Source organism: Kribbella endophytica, from assembly GCF_054781295.1.
This window is the reverse complement of sequence record NZ_BAAGUR010000003.1, coordinates 931,762-952,310: the sequence shown is the minus strand read 5'-3', so window position 1 is coordinate 952,310 and position 20,549 is coordinate 931,762. Positions and strand designations below refer to the sequence as shown.

At 69.8% G+C, this 20,549-nt stretch carries 21 protein-coding genes; 14 read left to right on the top strand and 7 right to left on the bottom strand.

Annotation, left to right across the window (positions count from 1 at the left end):
• Positions 1–27: 27 nt before the first annotated feature.
• Both ACYVIO_RS30905 and serC read right to left on the bottom strand, forming a co-directional pair.
• Positions 28–948: an acyltransferase domain-containing protein gene (locus tag ACYVIO_RS30905; RefSeq protein WP_460654445.1), complete on the bottom strand. Its 921-nt coding sequence runs from the start codon at positions 946–948 to the stop codon at positions 28–30.
• A gap of 247 nt (positions 949–1,195) precedes the next feature.
• Positions 1,196–2,320: a phosphoserine transaminase gene (serC, locus tag ACYVIO_RS30900; protein ID WP_460654444.1), complete on the bottom strand. Its 1,125-nt coding sequence runs from the start codon at positions 2,318–2,320 to the stop codon at positions 1,196–1,198.
• A gap of 176 nt (positions 2,321–2,496) precedes the next feature.
• On the opposite strand from serC, the gene ACYVIO_RS30895 reads away from it, so the two are divergent.
• On the top strand, positions 2,497–3,048 hold the full coding sequence (locus ACYVIO_RS30895; RefSeq protein WP_460654443.1) for a DUF6058 family natural product biosynthesis protein: 552 nt from the start codon (positions 2,497–2,499) through the stop codon (positions 3,046–3,048).
• Between the two features lie 47 nt (positions 3,049–3,095).
• Positions 3,096–3,566: a YkvA family protein gene (locus tag ACYVIO_RS30890; RefSeq protein ID WP_460654442.1), complete on the top strand. Its 471-nt coding sequence runs from the start codon at positions 3,096–3,098 to the stop codon at positions 3,564–3,566.
• A 1-nt stretch (position 3,567) separates the two neighbouring features.
• Here the strand turns inward: ACYVIO_RS30890 and ACYVIO_RS30885 are convergent, their stop codons facing one another.
• A complete protein-coding gene (locus tag ACYVIO_RS30885; protein ID WP_460654441.1) occupies positions 3,568–4,401 on the bottom strand; it encodes a phytanoyl-CoA dioxygenase family protein in 834 nt (277 codons plus the stop codon).
• Between the two features lie 79 nt (positions 4,402–4,480).
• On the opposite strand from ACYVIO_RS30885, the gene ACYVIO_RS30880 reads away from it, so the two are divergent.
• On the top strand, positions 4,481–5,275 hold the full coding sequence (locus ACYVIO_RS30880; protein ID WP_460654440.1) for a helix-turn-helix domain-containing protein: 795 nt from the start codon (positions 4,481–4,483) through the stop codon (positions 5,273–5,275).
• A gap of 114 nt (positions 5,276–5,389) precedes the next feature.
• Here ACYVIO_RS30880 and ACYVIO_RS30875 read toward each other — a convergent pair whose 3' ends face one another.
• Positions 5,390–6,502 (bottom strand): citrate synthase 2, encoded by a 1,113-nt coding sequence (locus ACYVIO_RS30875; RefSeq protein ID WP_460654439.1) that lies wholly within the window; start codon positions 6,500–6,502, stop codon positions 5,390–5,392.
• A 102-nt stretch (positions 6,503–6,604) separates the two neighbouring features.
• On the opposite strand from ACYVIO_RS30875, the gene ACYVIO_RS30870 reads away from it, so the two are divergent.
• Positions 6,605–7,276 carry a hypothetical protein gene (locus tag ACYVIO_RS30870; protein WP_460654438.1) on the top strand — a complete coding sequence of 224 codons (672 nt, stop codon included), beginning with the start codon at positions 6,605–6,607 and terminating at the stop codon, positions 7,274–7,276.
• A 10-nt stretch (positions 7,277–7,286) separates the two neighbouring features.
• Positions 7,287–7,925, top strand: a complete 639-nt coding sequence (gene pdxH, locus ACYVIO_RS30865) for a pyridoxamine 5'-phosphate oxidase (RefSeq protein ID WP_460654437.1) — start codon at positions 7,287–7,289, stop codon at positions 7,923–7,925.
• Here pdxH and ACYVIO_RS30860 read toward each other — a convergent pair.
• Positions 7,894–10,074 carry an MMPL family transporter gene (locus ACYVIO_RS30860; protein ID WP_460654436.1) on the bottom strand — a complete coding sequence of 727 codons (2,181 nt, stop codon included), beginning with the start codon at positions 10,072–10,074 and terminating at the stop codon, positions 7,894–7,896. The genes pdxH and ACYVIO_RS30860 overlap by 32 nt on opposite strands.
• Positions 10,075–10,163: 89 nt before the next feature.
• Between ACYVIO_RS30860 and ACYVIO_RS30855 the strand changes: the two genes are divergently transcribed.
• From ACYVIO_RS30855 to ACYVIO_RS30840, 4 genes are all read left to right on the top strand, one after another.
• Positions 10,164–10,874 carry a TetR/AcrR family transcriptional regulator gene (locus ACYVIO_RS30855; protein WP_460654435.1) on the top strand — a complete coding sequence of 237 codons (711 nt, stop codon included), beginning with the start codon at positions 10,164–10,166 and terminating at the stop codon, positions 10,872–10,874.
• A gap of 286 nt (positions 10,875–11,160) precedes the next feature.
• Positions 11,161–11,454, top strand: coding sequence for a hypothetical protein (locus tag ACYVIO_RS30850; RefSeq protein ID WP_460654434.1), 294 nt, complete (start codon positions 11,161–11,163; stop codon positions 11,452–11,454).
• Complete coding sequence (locus ACYVIO_RS30845; RefSeq protein ID WP_460654433.1) at positions 11,454–12,404, top strand: SPFH domain-containing protein; 951 nt, start codon at positions 11,454–11,456, stop codon at positions 12,402–12,404. Before ACYVIO_RS30850 ends, ACYVIO_RS30845 begins: the two co-directional genes overlap by 1 nt.
• Positions 12,405–12,408: 4 nt before the next feature.
• Positions 12,409–13,032 (top strand): CGNR zinc finger domain-containing protein, encoded by a 624-nt coding sequence (locus ACYVIO_RS30840; protein WP_460654432.1) that lies wholly within the window; start codon positions 12,409–12,411, stop codon positions 13,030–13,032.
• Here ACYVIO_RS30840 and ACYVIO_RS30835 read toward each other — a convergent pair.
• A complete protein-coding gene (locus tag ACYVIO_RS30835; RefSeq protein WP_460654431.1) occupies positions 13,029–14,447 on the bottom strand; it encodes a dihydrolipoyl dehydrogenase family protein in 1,419 nt (472 codons plus the stop codon). The genes ACYVIO_RS30840 and ACYVIO_RS30835 overlap by 4 nt on opposite strands.
• A gap of 97 nt (positions 14,448–14,544) precedes the next feature.
• On the opposite strand from ACYVIO_RS30835, the gene ACYVIO_RS30830 reads away from it, so the two are divergent.
• The gene (locus ACYVIO_RS30830; RefSeq protein WP_460654430.1) at positions 14,545–15,840 is read left to right on the top strand and encodes a hypothetical protein; all 1,296 of its coding nucleotides are present in this window, start codon (positions 14,545–14,547) and stop codon (positions 15,838–15,840) included.
• Here ACYVIO_RS30830 and ACYVIO_RS30825 read toward each other — a convergent pair.
• Positions 15,833–16,564 (bottom strand): hypothetical protein, encoded by a 732-nt coding sequence (locus ACYVIO_RS30825; RefSeq protein ID WP_460654429.1) that lies wholly within the window; start codon positions 16,562–16,564, stop codon positions 15,833–15,835. The two genes, ACYVIO_RS30830 and ACYVIO_RS30825, sit on opposite strands and share 8 nt — an antisense overlap.
• Positions 16,565–16,790: 226 nt before the next feature.
• Between ACYVIO_RS30825 and ACYVIO_RS30820 the strand changes: the two genes are divergently transcribed.
• The 4 genes from ACYVIO_RS30820 (at position 16,791) to ACYVIO_RS30805 (ending at position 20,548) form a co-directional block, all read left to right on the top strand.
• On the top strand, positions 16,791–17,420 hold the full coding sequence (locus tag ACYVIO_RS30820; protein WP_460654428.1) for a TetR family transcriptional regulator: 630 nt from the start codon (positions 16,791–16,793) through the stop codon (positions 17,418–17,420).
• 136 nt (positions 17,421–17,556) lie between these two features.
• Entirely contained in the window at positions 17,557–18,510 is a 954-nt protein-coding gene (locus tag ACYVIO_RS30815; RefSeq protein ID WP_460654427.1) for an ROK family protein, read from the top strand.
• Positions 18,507–19,643: an N-acetylglucosamine-6-phosphate deacetylase gene (nagA, locus tag ACYVIO_RS30810; RefSeq protein WP_460654426.1), complete on the top strand. Its 1,137-nt coding sequence runs from the start codon at positions 18,507–18,509 to the stop codon at positions 19,641–19,643. Before ACYVIO_RS30815 ends, nagA begins: the two co-directional genes overlap by 4 nt.
• A complete protein-coding gene (locus ACYVIO_RS30805; protein ID WP_460654425.1) occupies positions 19,625–20,548 on the top strand; it encodes a 1-phosphofructokinase family hexose kinase in 924 nt (307 codons plus the stop codon). Before nagA ends, ACYVIO_RS30805 begins: the two co-directional genes overlap by 19 nt.
• The last annotated feature ends 1 nt before the right edge of the window (position 20,549 follow it).

The window sequence follows — 20,549 nt, the reverse complement described above, 5'->3', positions numbered from 1 at the left end:
CGTCAGCACCTGGGGCCGGGGAACTGCTCAGACGAACGTCCAGCCCATGCCGCCGTGCCAGTGGCGGCCGGCGTCCAGGTGGTCGACGACGGCTCGTTCGAGGGCGGTACGACGGGGAAGGGCGCCGCGATCGGAGCGAGGACCGCCGAAGACGAAGCGCAGGGTCGTCTCGTCGTCGGGCTCCGGCTGGTAGACGGCGTGGAATCGCCGCTGGAACTGCAGGATGTTCGCGTCGGCCGGGAGGTAGTCGCCGAGTTGCTCGTCCAGCAGCCAGGACCTGCAGACCGCGACACCGTAGGTTCTCCCGGGAAAATGACGGTCGAAGAAGACCCGCGCGGCGGTGAAAGAGCGCGAGCAGGCCTCGGCGCCGAGAGGTCCGCAGTACGCGGGGACATGGACCGACAGCGCCGGATCACCTGGTCCGAAAGGAAGCCCCGCGGCGGAGACCGCGCGACCGGTGCGCTGCCCCAGTCGTACCCGCTGGAACTGCAGCCGGCCCAGCTGATAGATCTCCCCGCGGAAGTGCAGCGTCAGCCAGGTCGTCAACTCGGCGTCGAGACCACCTCCACCGTGCCAGTAGCGATGGTTGGCGAGGGCTCGGCCCAGGTCGGTCAACGTGCGCCAGGAGATCTCGTCGGAGATTCCGCGGTCGCGGTGGAACGCCGTGATGTGCGGGTACGCCGCCAGGAAGACGTAGACGGGGAAGTACGCGGGCGGGATGTCCGACCCAGCCGGCAGCACGGGCGCGACGGGAGGACCGGCGATCTTGCCGAGTTCCCGCACCAGCAACCGGGTGCAGCGCTCCACCTCGCGCCACGACGGGGAATCCCTGTCCGGCAGGTGCGCGATCAGCGGATCGATGTCCTCGTGCGGTACCGCCAGCTTCAGCAGCAGTGCCGGAAGGTCGTCGGGCGTCGGCAGTACGACGTTCAGCTCGTCATCGGCCACCAGCCGAGTATGGCGTTGATCGGCGGGGACCGGCGTCGAGTTCCGCAGCACCCGGGTGATTCTTGTACTCCGTGGTCCAGCGCCGGATGTCGTAGAACGCGGAGATCGGCGTACATCTGCTGTTCCCAGCGGCCGTCGCCTAGCGCACCGCCGAGCGCCGCGGGCCGGCAGTGGGCTGCGGCTCATCTGCCCAGCAGGAATGCGAGAAGCCCCCGACCACAGGGTCGGGGGCCCCTCGACGTACAGGTCAGCGCAGGGCGTCGACGGTGAAGTCGATGGCCTGGGTGAGCTTCTCCACGTCGTCGGGGTCGACGGCGGGGAACATGGCGACGCGGAGCTGGTTGCGGCCCAGCTTGCGGTACGGCTCGGTGTCGACGATGCCGTTGGCGCGCAGGGTCTTGGCGACCGCGGCGGCGTCGATGGAGTCGTCGAGGTCGATCGTGCCGATCACCAGCGAGCGGGCGTCGGCGTCCTCGACGTACGGCGTCGCGTAGTCGGACTTCTCGGCCCACGTGTACAGCCGGTTGCTGGAGTCGGTGGTGCGGGCGACGCTCCACTCCAGGCCGCCCTGGCTGTTGATCCAGTCGGTCTGCTCGGCCATCAGGAACAGCGTGGACAGCGACGGCGTGTTGTACGTCTGGTTCTTGCTGGAGTTGTCGATAGCGGTGGCGAGGTCCAGGAACGCCGGGATCCAGCGGCCGCTCGCGGTGATCTCCTCGACCCGCGCCAGCGCGGCGGGGGACAGGATCGCGATCCACAGGCCGCCGTCGGAGGCGAAGCACTTCTGCGGGGCGAAGTAGTACGCGTCGACCTCGTTCAGGTCGACCGGGAGACCGCCGGCACCGGAGGTCGCGTCGACGGCGACCAGCGCACCCTCGTCGGCACCCTGGACGCGCTTGACCGGCGCCATCACGCCGGTGGAGGTCTCGTTGTGCGGCCAGGCGTACAGGTCGACGCCGGCCTCGGCGACCGCGACCGGACGGGTGCCCGGGTCGGCCTTGATCACCGACGGCTCACCCAGGTGCGGCGCCTGCTGGGACGCCTTGGCGAACTTCGAGGAGAACTCACCGAAGCTCAGGTGCTGGCTCTTCTCCCGGATCAGCGCGAACGTTGCGATGTCCCAGAACGCGGTCGAACCGCCGTTGCCGAGCACGACCTGGTACCCGTCGGGCAGGTTGAACAGGTCGGCGACGCCGTCCTGGACGCGCTTGACCAGGTTCTTCACCGGGGCCTGGCGGTGCGAGGTGCCGAGCAGCTTCGCGCCCTCGGTCGCCAGCGCGGCAACAGCCTCGGGCCGGACCTTCGACGGCCCGGCGCCGAACCGTCCGTCGGCGGGCTTGAGCTCTGCGGGAATGACAATGTCGCTGGTCACCAGCGGTGTCCCTTCGTCGTCTGGCTGGTTCCTCGCCGACGACGCTGTCAGCACTCTCCAGTCTTCCACACCCCCGACACGCCCCTCCACCCACCCCAAATCCCGGACACGGAAGCCGGGCGCGGTCCCCGCACACTTCGCCGTACGCCGAAGCAACCCGGGCCTACTGTGCAGGCATGAGTCAAGAGGCGGTACGACACCGGTACCTGGAGGTCAACGGCACCCACCCGATGACGGCCGCGGACGACGCGTACGTCACCCGCCAGTACAGGGTGCTGGGCGAGCTGTGCGAGGAGACCGGGCACGACGTGGACGAGGTTCGGGGCTGGATGCTGGACCGGCGGCTGCCGATGCCGAGCTACCTGCGCTCGGACGGCGCGGAGATGGTGCCGTCGGATCTGTTCGAGCCGGCGGCGAAGGTCGGGCTCGAGCACGTCCGCGAGTGGTTCGTGGCGCACTGGCCTGATCCCGCCACGGGTCAGGAGGAGTGGGAGGCGTACCTCAGCGGCCAGTACGTGTGTCTGCACTCGGTCACGCCGACGACGATCCAGCGCAAGGGCGAGCTCGTCCAGGCCATCGACCGGACGACCGACGCGGTGCAGCTCGCGCCGCTGGTGGATGAGCTGGACGCGCTCGAACCGGAGTTCACCGACTACGACCGCCTGCGGTTCGGCGGCCCGGTCTCCCGGGACACTCACATCACCGCTGTACGGGATCGCCTGCTGTGACCCGCTGCGGAGCAGCCCGTGAGGGGCCGGAGCCCTAGAGTTGCTGGATGGTGTTCTTCGGTGGGCTGCTCGCGTTGATCGGGCTGGTGACGCTTGTCTTCCGGGACGGTGACGTGGCCGGTGTGCCGGCGGTGGGGCTTGGGGTCGGGCTGCTCGTGGTGGGGGCGGCTGCGATCGGGCTGGGGGTTTGGCGGAAGAAGGTTGTGCGGCGCCGTCGGCGGGAGCGGGGGGAGCCGGAGCCGGTGGGGGACGTGTTCGAGCGGGCCAAGGCGTTGCCTCGGTTGATTCGGGCGGCGCGGCAAGGGGAGTACCCGGGGCTGCCGACGAGCCGGATGGCTCTGTGGGGGTTTGCGGTGCTCTACCTGGTGTCGCCGATCGACGTACTGCCTGAGCTGCTGCCGATCATCGGGGTGGCCGACGACGCTGGTGTTGCGGCCTGGTTGTTCACCAGCGTGTCGACCGCTGCGGGGCTCTACCTGCGGCACGAGCGGGACCAGGAGAAGCGCCTCGGTCGCTGAGCTACTCGTGCTTGCGGGTCGTCGACTCCGTGCCTGTCAGTACGGCGACCGGCCCGTTGTCCGTCTCGACCCACTCGCCGCAGGCGCCGCCGCCTTCCGAGACGCCGAGCTCCAGCGCCGTACCGTCCATCCGGAGCGCCGGGTGGTAGTACTCGGCGACTGCCTCGGCCTCGCCCTGGATGTAGTGGCCGATCAGCGCGCGCCGGAAGCGGTCCTCGGTGACGTTCGGCGCGCTGCCGTGGACGAGTGCGCCGTGGAAGAACAGCACGTCGCCCGCCTCCATCTCCACCGGTACGGCGGCGGCCGGCGCGGGCAGCGGCACGGTGATGTCGGTGAAGCTGACCTTCGTGTCCGCCTTCTCCGTGCACAGGATCGGCCAGCGGTGACTCCCGGGGACGACCTGAAGGCACCCGTTCGCGACGTCGACGCGGTCCAGCGCCATCCACGCGGCCACGCACGTGCCCGGCTCGGCCTTCAGGTAGAAGTTGTCCTGGTGCAGCGCCTGCCCGCGTGAGCCCGGCGGCTTGAAGTAGATCATCGTCTGCACGGCGTACGGCGAACGCCCGAGGATCGCGGTCATCACCTGGTCGAGGCGGTCGTCGATCATCCACTGCAGCGAGAGCTCGTCCCAGCGGTGCATCTGCGCCATCCGCGGGTACCGCTTGAGCGGGTCGCGGTTGCCGGAGTCGACACCGACGACGTCGTTGGCGTACCGGTCGCGCCGGCGCAGCACCATGTAGTGCTCGCGCAGCTGCTCGACCTCCGCGGCACCGAACAGCCCGCGCGCCATCGTGTACCCGTCACGCTCGAACTCGTCCTTGAACGAAACGCTCATCCCAGCCTCCTCCGTTGCCTCTAGTCTGTAAGCCGACAACGCGAACGGCGATGCACGAACGACGCAAGAGGTTGAACTTTTGACGCAACCGATCGGGCTCCGGAGCAGCGTGCGGCTGCTCTCGCCGCCGACCTTCTGGCGGTGCGAGCCGGGCTGGACGTGGGTGTCGCCGCCGCTCGGCGATCACCTGCTGTGGTGCGTGCTGGACGGGATCGGCCGGCTCGAGCTGGACGGCCGGGTCAAGGAGCTGACACCGGGAAGCTGCGCGGTGTTCGCGCCGGGCGACGCACCGACCGCAGGCCACGATCCGAAGCGCCGGCTGCTGGTCTTCGGCATGCACTTCGAGCCGGTGGACAAGGCTTGGCGTACGGCAGACGTTGTGCCGATGACCCGGTGGGGAGAGGTGCAGGATCGCGTGCTGCTCAGTGCACTGGCCAAGGCGGCCGACGCGGCGTACAGGAGGCAGGACGCGCTGGGCGCCAGACAAGCGGAACTTTGCCTGGAGCAACTACTTGCCACCGTCTGGGAAGCCGCGCACGACACCGGGCGCACCGCGGGCGACCAAGCGGTCGACGACGTGGCGCAGGCGATCCGCCAGGACCCCGGAAGAGACTGGTCGGTCGCGGAGATGGCGCAGGCGGCCGCGCTGTCCCGCGCACAGTTCACCCGCCGGTTCGTGTCCCAGCACGGCCGAGCGCCGGCGCAGTTCCTGATCCAGGCGAGGATCGATCGCGCCCACCAACTGCTGGCCGAGAGCGGCATGACCGTCACGCAGACAGCCGCGGCGCTTGGCTACACGGACGTTCCGTACTTCAGCCGACAGTACAAACAACGCACCGGTCGGTCGCCGAGCGACGACCGACCGGTGCGATGAATGACTGCTCGGGGCCGGGGACTGCGCCGCCGCCCGCCGCCCCCTTCTTCCATGTTGAGGGTACAAGCGGTGGGCCGCTGACGACCGAAGTTATCCACAGGCGGCGCCTGGTGCTCAGGCCCAGGTGTCCTTCCAGCCTTCGATGTCCGTGGCGGGCCGCGTTGCCGGGCCCGAGTAGATGGCCGACGGGCGGATCAGGCGGCCGGTGCGCTTCTGCTCCAGCACGTGGGCGCTCCAGCCCGCGGTCCGCGCGCAGGTGAACATCGACGTGAACATGTGCGGCGGGACCTCGGCGAAGTCCAGGACGATCGCGGCCCAGAACTCCACGTTCGTCTCGAGGACGCGGTCCGGGCGGCGTTCGCGGAGTTCGGCGAGGGCGGCCTTCTCCAGGGCCTCGGCGACCTCGTAGCGCGGCGCGTCGAGTTCGCGGGCCGTACGGCGAAGGACGCGGGCGCGCGGGTCCTCGGCGCGGTAGACGCGGTGGCCGAAGCCCATCAGGCGTTCGCCGTCGTCGAGCAGGCCCTTCACGTACGCGCGGGCGTCGCCGCTCTTCTCGACGCCCTCGATCATCGTCAGCACCCGGGCCGGCGCGCCGCCGTGCAGCGGGCCGGACATGGCGCCGACGGCACCGGACAACGCAGCGGCCACGTCCGCACCAGTGGACGCGATCACGCGGGCGGTGAAGGTCGAGGCGTTCATGCCGTGCTCGGCGGCCGACGTCCAGTACGCGTCGACGGCCTTCACGTGCTTGGGGTCGGGCTCGCCGCGCCAGCGGATCATGAACCGCTCGGTGATCGTGGTGGCCTTGTCGACCTCGCGCTGCGGGACCATCGGCTGACCGATGCCGCGGGCGGCCTGGGCGACGTACGACAGCGCCATCACCGCGGCGCGGGACAGGTCGTCGCGGGCCTGTACGTCGTCGATGTCGTACAGCGGCCGCAGACCCCAGGCGGGAGCGAGCATCGCCAGCGCGGACTGGACGTCGACGCGGACGTCACCGGTGTGCACCGGCAGCGGGAACGGCTCGGCCGGCGGCAGGCCGGGGGTGAAGGCGCCGTCGACCAGCAGGCCCCAGACGTTCTCGAACGGCACGCGGCCGACCAGATCCTCGATGTCGACGCCGCGGTAGCGCAGTGCCGACCCTTCCTTGTCCGGCTCGGCGATCTGAGTGTCGAACGCGACGACTCCCTCGAGGCCGTGCTGGACTTCGGTCTTCGGATCTGACATCAGCCTGTGACTCCCTTGTCTCGGATAGGCGCTCCGGCAGCATAGTTCGCAGCCTCGCCGCGCGGACAGATCTGTGACCGGTTCGGCGCCTACCCTCGACAGATGAACCCGAAAGCATTGATCGGCGTGGTGGCCGGGATCCTGCTCGGCTGGTTGACGGTGGCACTCGGCTCGTACGCCGGGACCGAGCTGTACACGCGGCGGCTGCAGCGGTTCGACGACGCGCAGTCCGAGACGCTGCCCTGGCTGGTGCTGCTGGTCGTCATCGGGCTGGTGCTCGGCGGGCTGATGTCGATCCGCTCGTTCGGCGCGGGCGTGATGGCCGGGGCGGGGCTGCTGATGACGGTCGCCGCGACGGCCATCCAGGTGCTGCCGATCAGGTCGGTGATCGACCTGATCAAGCTGTTCGAGCTGCCGGGCGTACGGTACCGCGGGGGAGGAGGTCTCCTGCTGGTGGACGGCGCGCTGGTGGTGCTCGGGATCGTGCTGCTGGTGGTCGGTCTACGGCGGATGGTGACCGACTCGAAGCGGGAGATGCCGCGGGCCTACCTGGACAGCCAGGCCCAGCCCGGCCTCCACCCGGGTCAGTACCAGCCCGGGCAGTTCCAGCCGGGCCAACAGCCGCAGGGGCAGTACCACCCCGGCCAGCAGCCACCGAGCCAGTACCAGCCCGGCCAGTACCAGCCAGGCCAGCAGCCGGGCCAACAGCCCGGCCAGCGCCCCGGCCGGCAGCCAGGCAACACCTTCCCCGGCTCCCAGGACCGCCCGCACTAGTCTCAGCGGTGTGGACCTAGCAGAGATGCGGCAGACCTACGGACTCGGTGAACTGCTCGAGGACCAGGTCGACGCCGATCCGATCAAGCAGTTCGGCCTCTGGCTCGCTCAGGCGACCGAGGCCGGTCTGACCGAGCCCAACGCGATGGTGCTCGCCACCGTCGATGCCGACGGCAAACCCTCGGCCCGGACCGTGCTGCTGAAGGGCCTGGACGAGCGCGGCTTCGCCTTCTACACCAACCAGCAGTCCCGCAAGGCCGACGACCTCGCTGCCAATCCGGCGTGCGCGCTGGTCTTCCCCTGGCACGCGATGGAACGCCAGGTCCGCGTCGAGGGCACCGCGACCAAGCTCCCCGCCGAGGAGGTCGACGCGTACTTCGGCAGCCGCCCGCGCGGCTCGCAGCTGGGTGCCTGGGCCTCGCAGCAGTCCCAGCCGGTCGAGTCCCGCGAGGAGCTGGACCTGCAGTACACGTCGTACGAACGGCAGTGGCCCGAGGGCACCGAGATCGCCACCCCGTACTTCTGGGGCGGCTACCGGATCGAGCCGACCGCCTTCGAGTTCTGGCAAGGCCGAACCGGTCGCCTGCACGACCGGCTGGCCTACCGCCGCCAGGGGACTACTTGGGAGCTGCTCCGGCTCCAACCGTGACCTTCGGCGACTCCGCGGCAGGCTCCTCCCGGAAGCCGTGCCGCTGCCACCACCGCGCCAGCGGCGCCGGCGCCCACCAGTTCGCCTTGCCCAGCAGGCGCATCGTCGCCGGCACCAGCAACGCCCGTACGACGGTCGCGTCGAGCAGGATCGCGATCACCAGCCCGACGCCGATCATCTTCACGAACACGATGCCCGACGTCGCGAACGCGCCGACCACGATGATCAGCAGCAACGCGGCGCTGGTGATGATCCCGCCCGTCCGCTGCAGCCCGAGCGCGACCGCTTGCGTGTTGTCGCCGGTCCGGTCGTACTCCTCGCGGATCCGGCTGAGCAGGAACACCTCGTAGTCCATCGACAGCCCGAACAGTACGGCGAACAGCAGCACCGGGTTGGTCGCGTCGAGGAACCCCGCCGGGGTGAAGTCGAGCAGCCCCGACAGATTGCCGTCCTGGAAGATCCAGACCATCGCCCCGAACGACGCGGACAGCGACAGCACGTTCATCAGCAGCGCCTTGGCCGGCAGCACCAAGGAGCCGAAGGCAACGAACAGCAGCACGAACGTGATCAGCACGATGAACCCGGCCATCCACGGCGCCCGCTCCGCCAACACATCCAGCAGGTCAACAAGCGCAGCGGTTTCGCCACCAACCTCCACAGACGTTCCCGGCGGCGCGGCCACAGCACGAACCCCGTGCACGACATCCCGCGCCGGCAACTCCTGCGCCGTGTAGTGCGTGTGCACGATCACCGACGCCACGCCGTCGGCGTAACCGCCGACCCGAACGCTCTCCACATCCCCGACCCGCTGCAGCTCAGAGACATACCCAGTCAACGCAGCAGCAACATCAGCAGGCGGCGACGAGAACCGCACAGCCGCCAGTACGTCGGATCCGCCCGCCCCCGCGAAGTCCTGCTGCAACGTCTCGGTCACCTCACGACTCGAAGCCCCGTCCGGCAGCGCCCGGTGATCCACCCCGCCCAGTTGCGCCTGCAGGAAGGGAATCCCGAGCACCAGCATCAACGGCACCAGTACGACGACGTACCGGACCGGACGCCGCATCACGTTCTGCGCGAGCCGGTACCAAGCGCCGTGATCGGAGACGCCGGCATGACGCCGGAAGACCGGCAGCCGCAGCTTGTTGACCCGATGCCCGAGTACGCCGAGCAGCGCCGGCAACGCGGTGAGCGCGGCGATCATCGCGACCGCGACGGCCGCCGCGCCGCCGTACGCCATCGAACGCAGGAACATCACCGGGAACAGCACCAGGCTCGAGATCGCCACCCCCACAGTGATCCCGGAGAACGCGACGGTCCGCCCAGCCGTACCCATCGTCCGGACCAGCGCGGCCTCGACGTCGTCGCCGGCCGCGAGCTGCTCGCGGAACCGCGTCACCACGAACAACGCGTAGTCGATCGCGAGCCCGAAGCCGATCATCGTCACGATGTTGATCGAGAACACCGACACGTCGGTGACCAGGCTCAGCCCGCGCAGCACCACGAACGCGCCGAGGATCGACAGCCCGCCGACGAACAGCGGCAGGCTCGCCGCGACCAGACCGCCGAAGACCACCACGAGCAGCACCAGCACGATCGGCAGCGAGATCGTCTCGGCCTGGACGATGTCGTGCTCGGTCTGCGTGTTCACCTCGTCGAAGACCGCGGTCTCGCCGCCGACCTGCACGTCCAGCCCGGCGGGCGCCGCCCGGACCGCGTCGGCGACCTTGTGGAACGACTCGAGTCGCTGCTCGGGATCGGCCCCGGCCAGCGTCAGTACGGCGTACGTCGTGCGCTTGTCGTCGGCCACGAACGCCGGAGACTTGGTCGACCAGTACGTCGCACTGCTGACCACGTCCTCCCGCGGCAGGCCGTTCAGGTGCTTCTCGACGCTCTGCCGGTAGGCCGGATCGGCCACCGTCAGCTCGGAGCTGCGGTAGAGCACGATCACGTCGGTCCCGGTCCGGCCGACGGTCTGCTCGATCGTCTTCACCGCCCGGGCGGCCTCGGTGTTCGGGGCCTCGAACCCGCCGTTGGCCAGCGAGCCGAAGACGCCCGTGCCCCAGACCAGGGCGGCCAGCACGAACACGCTGGTCAGGGCGAGGATCAGGCGACGGCGCCGATACGTGAACCGTCCGAGCGTCTCGAACACAGGACCCCTCCCGAGGGCGTACATTGAACAGTGGTCGCGATGGTGAACACCGTTAACTGTTAACGGTGTTCACGCAGTTGTCAAGGGAGATGAGCGTGGAAACGAGACGGGATCGCCAGCGCGCCGCGACGGTGATCGAGATCAAGGCGGCCGCCCGCAAGCTGCTGGTCGCCGGCGGCGCGAGCGCGGTCGGGCTGCGCGCGGTCGCCCGCGAGCTCGGCCTCAGCGCACCGGCCCTCTACCGGTACTTCGCGAGCCACGAGGACCTGATCTCCGCCGTCATCGCCGATCTGTACGACGAGCTGACGGCGTACCTGATCGCCCAACGCGACACGAGCGGCGACCTGGGCGAGCAGCTGTTCCTGGTCGCCGGCGGTCTCCGGACCTGGGCGCTCGAGCACCCGGCCGAGTTCGGGTTGCTGTTCGGAGCGCCGGTCCCGAACCCGGGCGCCGACGACCACGAGCTCACGCCGAGCCATCAGGCGGCGATGCGGTTCGGGGCCGTGTTCAAGGACCTGGTCGCGAAGGTCTACCGGCAGCAGCCGTTCCCGAGTCCGCCGGAGGAGCTGCTCGGTCCGGAGCTGGTCGAGCAGCTCTGCCAGAAGTCGGAGTTCTTCGACGGGATGCCGCCGGGCGCGGTCTACCTGTCGCTGACCTACTGGACCCGGCTCTACGGCCTGATCTGCATGGAGGTCTTCGGCCAGCTGCACTGGGCGCTCGACGACGCCGGCGCGTACTTCGAGGCTCAGCTCCGGGAGATCGGCGAAGCCTTGGGCCTGGACTGCCCGCCGGCAGAATAAAAAAGACCCGCAGACACTTCCATCGACACGACCGGGTGGTCGAACGCTGGGCCAGGCGGACTTTCCTGGCTGCCTGCGGGTCCGGTGGCAGGCGTTGAATTGCCTGACCACATAGCCCACCTACTGCTAGTGGTTGACGGTCAGACCGCCGCCACCTCACGAGTCCGGTTGCACATCATGCAAGGACCACCTCCCTTCGCGTGTACTCAGAACTTACGTCGCGACCCGGGCGCGTTCAACCAGTTTTCGCCGACAGATGAACGCGGTTCGTGGTCCCATGGGAGGCATGGTGTTCAGGCTCGGACTGCCCGTACTGATCCTGCTGGTCGGAACCGCCTGGTTCGCGTGGGCGTCGTACCGCCGGGCCACCCTCGCGGAGCGGTCCGTGATCGAACTGACCGGCGAGACCAAGGCGCTGGTGCAGGAGGTCCGGTCGCTCGAGAAGGCGGTCGCGGCGGCGGAGCAGGGCCTGCGTACGCTCAGCTCCCACCCGTCGGTACCGCGTGATGTCGCGGTCACCGCAGATCTGACGCTCGCCGACATCCGGCGGCTGACCGAACGCAAGGAGCTCGACACCTGATGGCCAAGCTGGGGACCACCACCGTCACGAAGAAGGGCGGCGTCGCGGGCAAGCTGATCGGCGGAGGCGTCGTCCTCGTCCTGCTGATCATCGTGCTGGCCAACCTGTTCAACTTCGCCGACACCGACGCGAACAAGATCGGCCTGCACTACGGCGGCGGCGTGGTCGAGGACAAGAAGTTCAAGTCGATCATCCCGCCGGGCGCGACCAACCAGCTGATCGGTCCCGGTGACACGGTCTACAGCTACCCGATCGACCAGCGCTCGTACATCATCGGCGGCGCGGGTGCGGACACCGACAACGCCGACGAGGTGACCGTCGTCAGCAAGGACAACGTCCGGCTCGGCGTCCGCGTTCAGGTCTACTTCACGCTGAACCGCGAGGAGGCCGTGCTCCAGTCGTTCCACGAGCGGATCGGCCTGAAGACCGAGGCGTACGAGGACAGCGGCTGGAACGACATGCTGCAGTCCTACTTCCGCCCGCAGATCGACCGTGCGCTGGCCGCCGTCGGCACGAACTACAACTGGGCCGAGCTCTACAACAACGAGGCGAAGAAGTCCGCCTTCCAGACCGCTGCGGCCAAGGAGTTCACCCGGCTGCTGCCGGCCGCCGTCGGTGGCGACTACTTCTGCGGCCCGTCGTACACGGGCAACAACGCCTGCGGCGAGCTGTCGTTCACGATCCAGAAGCCGAACCCGCTGGACAAGGGCATCATCGACGGGCTCGAGGCCAAGCAGCGCGCCGAGCTGGCCAAGCAGGCCCAGGAGCAGAAGAACCAGCAGGTCAACGTCGAGCTGCAGTCGGTCAAGCAGCAGGTCGCGATGCTGGGTTCGAACGGTTACCTGCTGAAAACCGCGATCGAGTCGGGCAAGATCCAGTTCATGGTGATCCCGCAGAACGGCAACATCAGCCTCCCGGTGCCGACGACGACCACGCAGACCCCGCGCTGATCCGATGTCCGCGCTGCCGTCCCACCTCGAGCTCGTCCAGGGCGTCGTCCTGCCGAAACCTGTCGGTGCGGATCCCGTCCTGGACTTCCTCAACACCCGGTCGGACTGGACCGACCGTGGGCCGGCCCGCACGGAGTGGCTGACCAGCTTCGAGACGCTCGTGATCTGGACGGGGTACGTCGGCCTGCTCTCCGACGCCGGAGTCTTCCGGCTGATCGAGCAGGCCGCCGGCCGCCCGACCGACGCGGCCCGGCGGTTCGAGGCGGCGCTGGAGTTCAGAGCCGACCTGTACGACGTACTGACCGACTCGACCGCGACGTCGTCGTTCGCCGCGGTGGAGCGGGTGATCGCCCGTGCCACCGCGCACCGGCGGCTGCTGCCGATGCCGACCCTGCACGGCCTGAGCGCCAACTGGGACCTGCCGGAGGACCTCAACCTCCCGCTGGATCACCTGGCGCTGCTGGCCGCCGACCTGCTCACCGGCTCGTCGCGGGCCTACGTCCGGCGCTGCCCGGGCGACGCCTGCGGCTGGCTCTTCCTCGACGCCCGCGGCCGCCGCCGCTGGTGCTCGATGGCCACCTGCGGCAACCGCGCGAAGGTCCGGGCGCACGCAGCTCGCACTCGCTAGGGACGCCCGTACGTCTCCAGTAGCCGCAGCCAGATCTCGTTCACCGTCGGGTACGCCGGTACGGCGTGCCAGAGGCGGTCCAAGGGGATCTCACCGACGACCGCGAACGTCGCCGCCTGCAAGAGATCGCTGACCTCCGGCCCGACGAACGTGACGCCGAGAACCACCTTGCGGTCCTCGTCCACGATCATCCGCGCCTTGCCCTTGTAGCCGTCCTGCCGGACGCTCGCGCCGGCCACGTTGCCGATCTCGTAGTCGACCGTCCGCGTGTTGTACCCGGCCTCGCGCGCGGTCTTCTCCGTGTGCCCGATCGAGGCGACCTCGGGATCCGTGAACGTCACCTGTGGCACGGCCTCGTGGTCGGCCGTCGCGACGTGCGTGCCCCACGGCTTGTCCGACACCGGCTTGCCGTTCGCGCGAGCGGCGATCACGTCACCGGCGGCGCGGGCCTGGTACTTGCCCTGGTGGGTGAACAACGCCCGATGCGTCACGTCGCCACCGGCGTACAGCCAGTCGAATCCCTCGACCAGCATGGTGTCGTCGGTCGGCAGCCAGTCGCCCGGCGTCAGCCCGATCGTCTCCAGCCCGATGTCGTCGGTCCGCGGCTGCCGCCCGGTCGCGACCACGAGCTCGTCGGCCTCGATCGTCTTCCCGTCCGACGTCTCCACGGACACCGTGCCGTCGGTCCGCCGGACGCTCTTCGTCCCGGTCTCGGTCAGCACCGTCGCGCCGAGCTCGCGCAACGCGTCGCCGACCATCTCGCCCGCGAACGGCTCCAGCGAGGTCAGCAGCTTGCCACGCGCGATCACCGTGACCTCGGTGCCGAAACCGGCGTACGCCGTAGCCATCTCGACCGCGACCGTGCCACCGCCGATGATCACCATCCGGTCCGGCACCGACTTGGCGCTGGTGACCTCCCGGCTGGCCCAGGGCTCGGACTCGTGCAGGCCCTCGATGTCCGGGATCACCGGGTCCGAGCCGGTCGACACCAGGACCGCGTGCCGGGCCGTGAGCACCGTCGTACCGCCGTCGGCCCCGGTCACCGTGACCTCCTTGACGCCGGACAGCCGCGCGTGACCGCGAACCAGGGTGATGCCGGCGCCGTCGACCCACTTCACCTGCCCGGCGTCGTCCCAGTTGCTGGCGAACGAGTTCCGCCGGTCCAGCACAGCCTGTACGTCGAGCTTGCCGGTCACGGCCTGAGCCGCGCCCCCGACGTGCTGCGCGGCCCGCAGGACCTGGCCCGATCGGAGCAGCGCCTTCGACGGCATGCAGGCCCAGTACGAGCACTCGCCGCCGACCAGTTCGCTCTCGATCAGCGCGACCGTCAGCCCACCCTGCACCGCCCGATCGGCCGCGTTCTCGCCGACAGCTCCGGCGCCCAGCACGATCAGGTCGTAGTCCGTCGTCTCCATGCCCCCTGCATATCACCCGCTCCCACTGCCGATCGGTAACTTCCGCCTGCCCACCTGCATCTAGTTCGTAACCGGTAATCCGTGGGAGGTGGGTCCTGTGCGAAGAGTCGCGCTGACAGCTGTGGCCGGACTGGTCCTGACACTCGGCCTGGTGAGCCCGGCCGCGGCCGCCGACCCTGCGCCCACCAACGTGAAGGTCGCGTGGTCCAGTGCCGCGCACACCCACGTCCGGGTGACGTGGGACGAGGTGGGGGACAGGTCCAACTGGATCATCGCGACGTACCCGGGCGGCTCGGCGCCCCACTCGTCGGAGACGGCTGCGGGTGCACCGAACCAGGTCGACGTACCGGTCTCCGACTTCCTGGCCAGTACGTCGGTGCGGATGTCGGTGGCCGTCACCTCGTCGGGGGCCTCGACGACCAGTCCGGGCGGTCTGTCCGCTCCCTTCGACACCCTGCAGCGCGGGGTCATCGACATCGACCAACTGACCGCCGTACCGGGCGGCAACACCTTCACGATGAAGTGGCACTCCGGACCCGATCCGGTCGACCCGAACCCCGGCGACGCGCTCGACCTGGCGGTCGGCCCGCACCGCTACCAGGTGTTCGCGAGCAAGCCGAACTACGTCGAGTGGTCCGCGGTCTCCCAGACCGGACCGGCGACCACGGCGACCTTCACGACGCCGGACGCACCGCCGATCAACGTCGGCGTCCGGGACTACAACGAGTGGTCCGGCGTGCCCGCGTGGACCAGCCTCGATGTCGACGGCGGCGCACTGGACAGCGTCACGATCCCGGCCAGTACGACGTACGGGCAAGCGACGGTGATCAGTGGGTGGTTCGTGCGGTCCGGACGGCGGTGCGACAAGGAGGGCTGCTGGTCGGGGCCGATTGGTCAGCATCCCCGGACGGTCGCGCTGCAGGCACGGGCGAACGCGGCGTCGCCCTGGTACGTCGTCGGCACGGTCCAGACCGACGGGGCGTTCCGGTTCGCGCCGGTGGCGTGGGGGACCAGGGAGTACCGCGTCGCCGTACCGGACTACTTCGCCGACGGCAGCCTCGGCATGGGAGCGATCAGCAAGTCGGTGAACACGCTGACCCGGCCACGAGTGGTCGCGTCGTTCGCAGCCACGACAGTCAAGCTGGGCCAAGCCGCGCGGGCTCGGATCTCCGTGTCGCCGGCGGTGAACGTCCGGTCCACCCTGCAGCGCTGGGACGGCAACGTCTGGCGGGATCTCAAGTGGGTCGACCTGAAGAGCGGCTGGGGCGACTACACGTTCGCCGCGACGCAGCGCGGGTCGCACGCGTACCGGTTCCTCGTGCCGTCCTTCACGTACGGCGGCCGCCCGATCGCCTGGCAGGTGTCGCCGAACTTCGTGCTGACGGCTAGTTGAACAGCGACGGGTCGACGGCGATCCACGTGTGCCGAGCGCGCGCCAGGATCCGTCCGTCGGAGTCGTACAGCGTGGTGGCGGTGAAGGTCTTGCGGCCGGACTCGCCGAGGTTGCGGCCCATGATCACGCAGGGCTCGCCGAGTTGCGGCTGCGCGTCGACGCAGGCGGTCATCTGGCCCAGCACCGAAGGCCGTCCGTCCAGGTCGATGCTCCAGCCGCCAGGGCAGTCGAGCGCCGCCCACAGGTGCACGGGTGCGACCAGGTCACCGTCAGCGTCGGCCAGCGAAGCCGCCGGCGTCCAGGTGCAGGCGGTCCGGCCGTCGCCGAGCAGGCCGGGCCGCAGGCGCAGGCCGTCCTGGTTGTCCGGGCCGCAGGTGTAGCAGCCAGGGAAGGGGTGGTTCTGCAGTCCCCGGTACGACGCTTCGGCGGCTTGCGCTTCGTCGTACTGGACCGGGTCGATCGCCGAGTCGCCGAGCACATCGGCCGGCACCGGCTCGGCCTCCGCGACCACCGTGTCGGCTGCCCGCAGGAACGCGCTGCCCTCGGCGAAGGTGAGGTCGAGGTCGGTCTCGAGCGGCGGCGGCATCCGCAGGGTGACCTGCGGGACGGTGTCGTCGGACCCGCCCAGGCGGGTGCCGAGCAGACCGGCCGTGTAGCCGCCGTTGGCGGACTTGTCCGGGCCCCGGAACCGTCGTTCGATCCGCAGCACCTCGTGCGTACTCATGCCCACCGACCCTAACTCCCCGTCCGCCCAGTGGGACGGGGAGTCCCGGAATGGCCCGAATCAGGCCTGTTGATCTGCAAAGTGAAGGGTTTTCCCGCGTTCCCGCAGATTTACTGGTCCGACCACTCTCATTCAAACGTCCGTTTGAACTATGCTGACTGCAGGCTACGGCGCGTGAGCAGGTGGGGTGCCTGCGCGAGCGGTGGCCGGGGGGAAGGAGAACTCTGTGGAAACACCACCCGTGGAATCGACCCGGGAACGGTTGCTCAACATTGCCGAGCAGCGGTTCGGCGAGGGCGGCTACGAAGGAACGTCACTGCGCGCGATCACGGTCGCCGCGGCTGCGAACATCGCGGCGGTGAACTACCACTTCGGTTCGAAGGAGGCCCTGCTCCGGGCCGCGGTGGCGCGCGCGATGGCACCGGTCAACACCGAACGGCGCCGCCGGCTCGACCAGCTGGAGGCGACCGGGCACCCGACCGCCGAGCAGCTGATCAGGGCCTTCATCGAGCCCGGGCTGGATCTCGTCCTGCGCCGGGGCGAGCGGGGCGCGATCGTGGCCCGGTTCATCGGCCGGGTCGCGTTCGACCCGAGCCGGCGGATCCGTGAGCTGTACGCCACGGAGGCGGATCCGGTCGAGGCCCGCTACCTGGCGGCACTGCAGGCGGCGCTGCCGAGAGCGGCGCCCGAGTCGGTCGCGTTCGGCTACGTCAACATGCTCGGTCTGCTCGCGCTGCACCAGTCGCAGGCGCTGTCGCGAGCCCCGGGCACCGAGGACGTCGACGACGCCAGTAGGTTGGCCGAGAACCTGATCGCCTTCCTGGTGGCGGCTTTCGACCGCGGCCTGCGCGCCTGACGCGACACACCGTGTACGACGGGCCCGTCGCAGCGCTCGAAGCGGCGGGCCACTGACCCAACTGGTCTGGCGATTCCTGTCCATCAATTGCTCACGGATGTTCGAACCCCCGGGTAACGCTGCATAATGGCGCTCCGTGGAGCCCTGTGAAGTCGTGGTTGCCGTCGATCTCGGTGGAACCCGGATGAAGTGCGGCCTGGTCGCCGCCGACGGTGCCGTGCTGCACCGGGAGACCAGGTCGACGCCCCGGGACGCTGGTGCTCGTGCCGTGCTCGACGCGCTGCTGCAAACCGTCGTCGAGCTCAGCCAGAAGGCGGCCGCCGACGGGCACCACGTCCGCGCGGTCGGCGTCGTCGTACCGGGCATCATCGATGCCGAGCAGGGCACGGTCAGCGCCGAGAACCTGCTCTGGGTGAAGACCCCGGTCCGCGCCGAGATCCAGGCCGCGCTCGGCCCCGACCACCAGGTGTACCTCGCCCACGACGTCCGCGCCGGCGGCTACGCCGAGCTGCGCCAGGGCGCCCTCCGAGGCACCACGAACTCACTCTTCCTCCCGCTCGGCACCGGCATCGCGGCCGCGATGGTCGTCGACGGCTCGCTGGTCAGCGGCGACGGGTACGCCGGTGAGCTCGGCCACACCCGGTTCGTGCACGGCGAAGCCGCCGAGCTGTGCGCCTGCGGCCAGTACGGCTGCCTGGAGACGGTCGCCTCCGCTGCCGCCCTCGCCCGCCGGTACGGCGCCCGCACGGGTCGTGTCGTCGACGGAGCCCGCGAGGTCCTGGAGCTGCTGGCCGAAGGCGATCCCGACGCCGCGATCGTGTGGGAGGAGGCGCTGGCCGCGCTGATCGACGCGCTCGTGCTCTACACGACCCTGGTCGCGCCGACCCGGATCGCGATCGGCGGCGGACTGGTCGGCGCGGGGGAGACCCTGCTCGCGCCCTTGCGCGCCGGGGTGCACGAGCGGCTGACGTTCCAGCGCGAGCCGGAGATCGTCGCCGCGGAGCTCGGCGAGGAGGCCGGATGTCTCGGCGCCGCGCTGCTGGCCTGGGACCGAGTGACTGTGGACGAGAGCGGGGAGCAGACCGAATGACGACGTACAGGGTGGGCCGGCTGGTGACGCCGGACGACGTCCTGGAGAGCGCCTGGATCCAGATCGAGGACGGCGACATCATCGCCTTCGGCCGCCGGTCCGAGGGGATGCCGGCCGACGGGCTGCGGCCGCAGGACCTCGGCGACACCACGGTCGTGCCCGGGTTCGTCGACATCCACACCCACGGCGGCGGCGGTTCGACGTACTCGACGACCGATCCCGAGGAGGCGCGCAAGGTCGCGGCCTTCCACGCCGGGCACGGGACCACGACGACGATGGCCAGCCTGGTCACCGGGCCGCTCGACGAGCTCGTGTCGCAGACCGCGTGCCTGGCCGACCTGGTCACCGACGGCGTGATCGCGGGCGTTCACCTGGAGGGCCCGTTCCTCTCCGCGGCGCGTTGCGGCGCGCACGAGCCGACGTTGCTGCGCGACCCGGTCGAGGGCGATGTCGCCAAGGTGCTCAGCGACGCGGTGAAGATGGTGACGATCGCGCCGGAGCTGGAGCACGGGCTGGACGCGATCCGTCAGGTCGTCGACGCGGGTGTGGTCGCCGCGCTCGGGCACACCGACGCGACGTACGAGCAGATGATCGCCGGGGCGGACGCCGGGGCGACGGTCGCGACCCACCTGTTCAACGGGATGCGGCCGTTCCACCACCGCGACCCCGGTCCGGTCGGTGCCGCGCTCAACGATCCGCGGCTGCTGCTCGAGGTGATCAACGACGGCATGCACCTGGACCCGCAGGTGGTTCGCGTCGCCCTGGCCGCCGCCGGGGTGAACCGGATCGCACTGATCACCGACGCGATGGTCGCGACCGGCATGCCCAACGGGCGCTACATGCTGGGCAGCCTCGAGGTCGACGTGAAGGACGGACTGGCCACGCTCGCGCAGGGCTCGCACTCGATCGCGGGCAGCACGCTGACGATGGATGTTGCCTACCGCAACGCGGTGAACGCCGGTGTCTCGCTGGTGGACGCGTCGCGGATGGCGTCGACGACGCCGGCCGAGGCGTTCGGCTGGTACAACGTCGGCGGCATCGAGACCGGCAAGCGTGCCGACCTGGTCGTGCTCGACGACGACTACACCGTCCAGAAGGTGATGCGCGGCGGCGAGTGGCTCGAGACCACGTGATCGGCACCGTCACGCTCAACCTGGCGCTCGACGTCACGTACGCCGTCGACGAGCTCGTGGTCGGCGGCAGTCACCGCGTCGGTGACGTCCGGATGCGGGCCGGAGGCAAGGGTGTGAACGTCGCCCGGGTCGCCGCGACGCTCGGCCACCCGGTGCTGGTGCTCGGCTTCGTCGGCGGAGTCACCGGCGAGCAGGTCGCCGAGGAGCTCTTCGACGCCGGCCTGACTTCACTGCTCACGCCGATCAAGGGCGAGACCCGGCGGACCGTTGCCATCGTCAACGGTGTCGACGGGGACGCGACGATCTTCAACGAGGCCGGGCCTTCGGTCGCCGCCGACGAGTGGCGGGCGCTGACCGAGCGGATGCCGTGGCAGCGCCTCGGCGTACTGGCTTGTTCGGGCAGTCTTCCGCCCGGTCTGCCCGCCAACGCGTACTCCGAGATCGCGACGCTCGCGTGGCAACGCGACGTACGGACCGTCATCGACACCGGCGGGCAGGCCTTGCTCGCCGCTGCCGAGGCAGGCGCTGTCGTTCGGTCGAACGCGGCCGAGCTGCACGAAGCACTCGGTGACGACATGTCCGTCGAGGACGGCGCTCGCCGACTGGTCGACTTCGGGGCCACCGCCGCCGTGATCACCGACGGCCCGCGCGGCATGGTCGCCGCGAGCCGGACCGGCGTTTGGCGTGCGGACCCGGTCGAGCGTGTGGCCGGAAACCCCACTGGTGCAGGGGATGCGTGCACCGCCGTCGTCGCTGCCGCGATCGCCGAGTCGGCCCAACCCGACTGGCCGACGGTCCTCAAGTCCGCGGTGGCCGCGTCGGCCGCCGCCGTCCTCACACCGGTTGCCGGTGACATCGACCTTGCGGCGTACCGGCGGTGGCAGCCGCAGGTCGTCGTTCGATAGG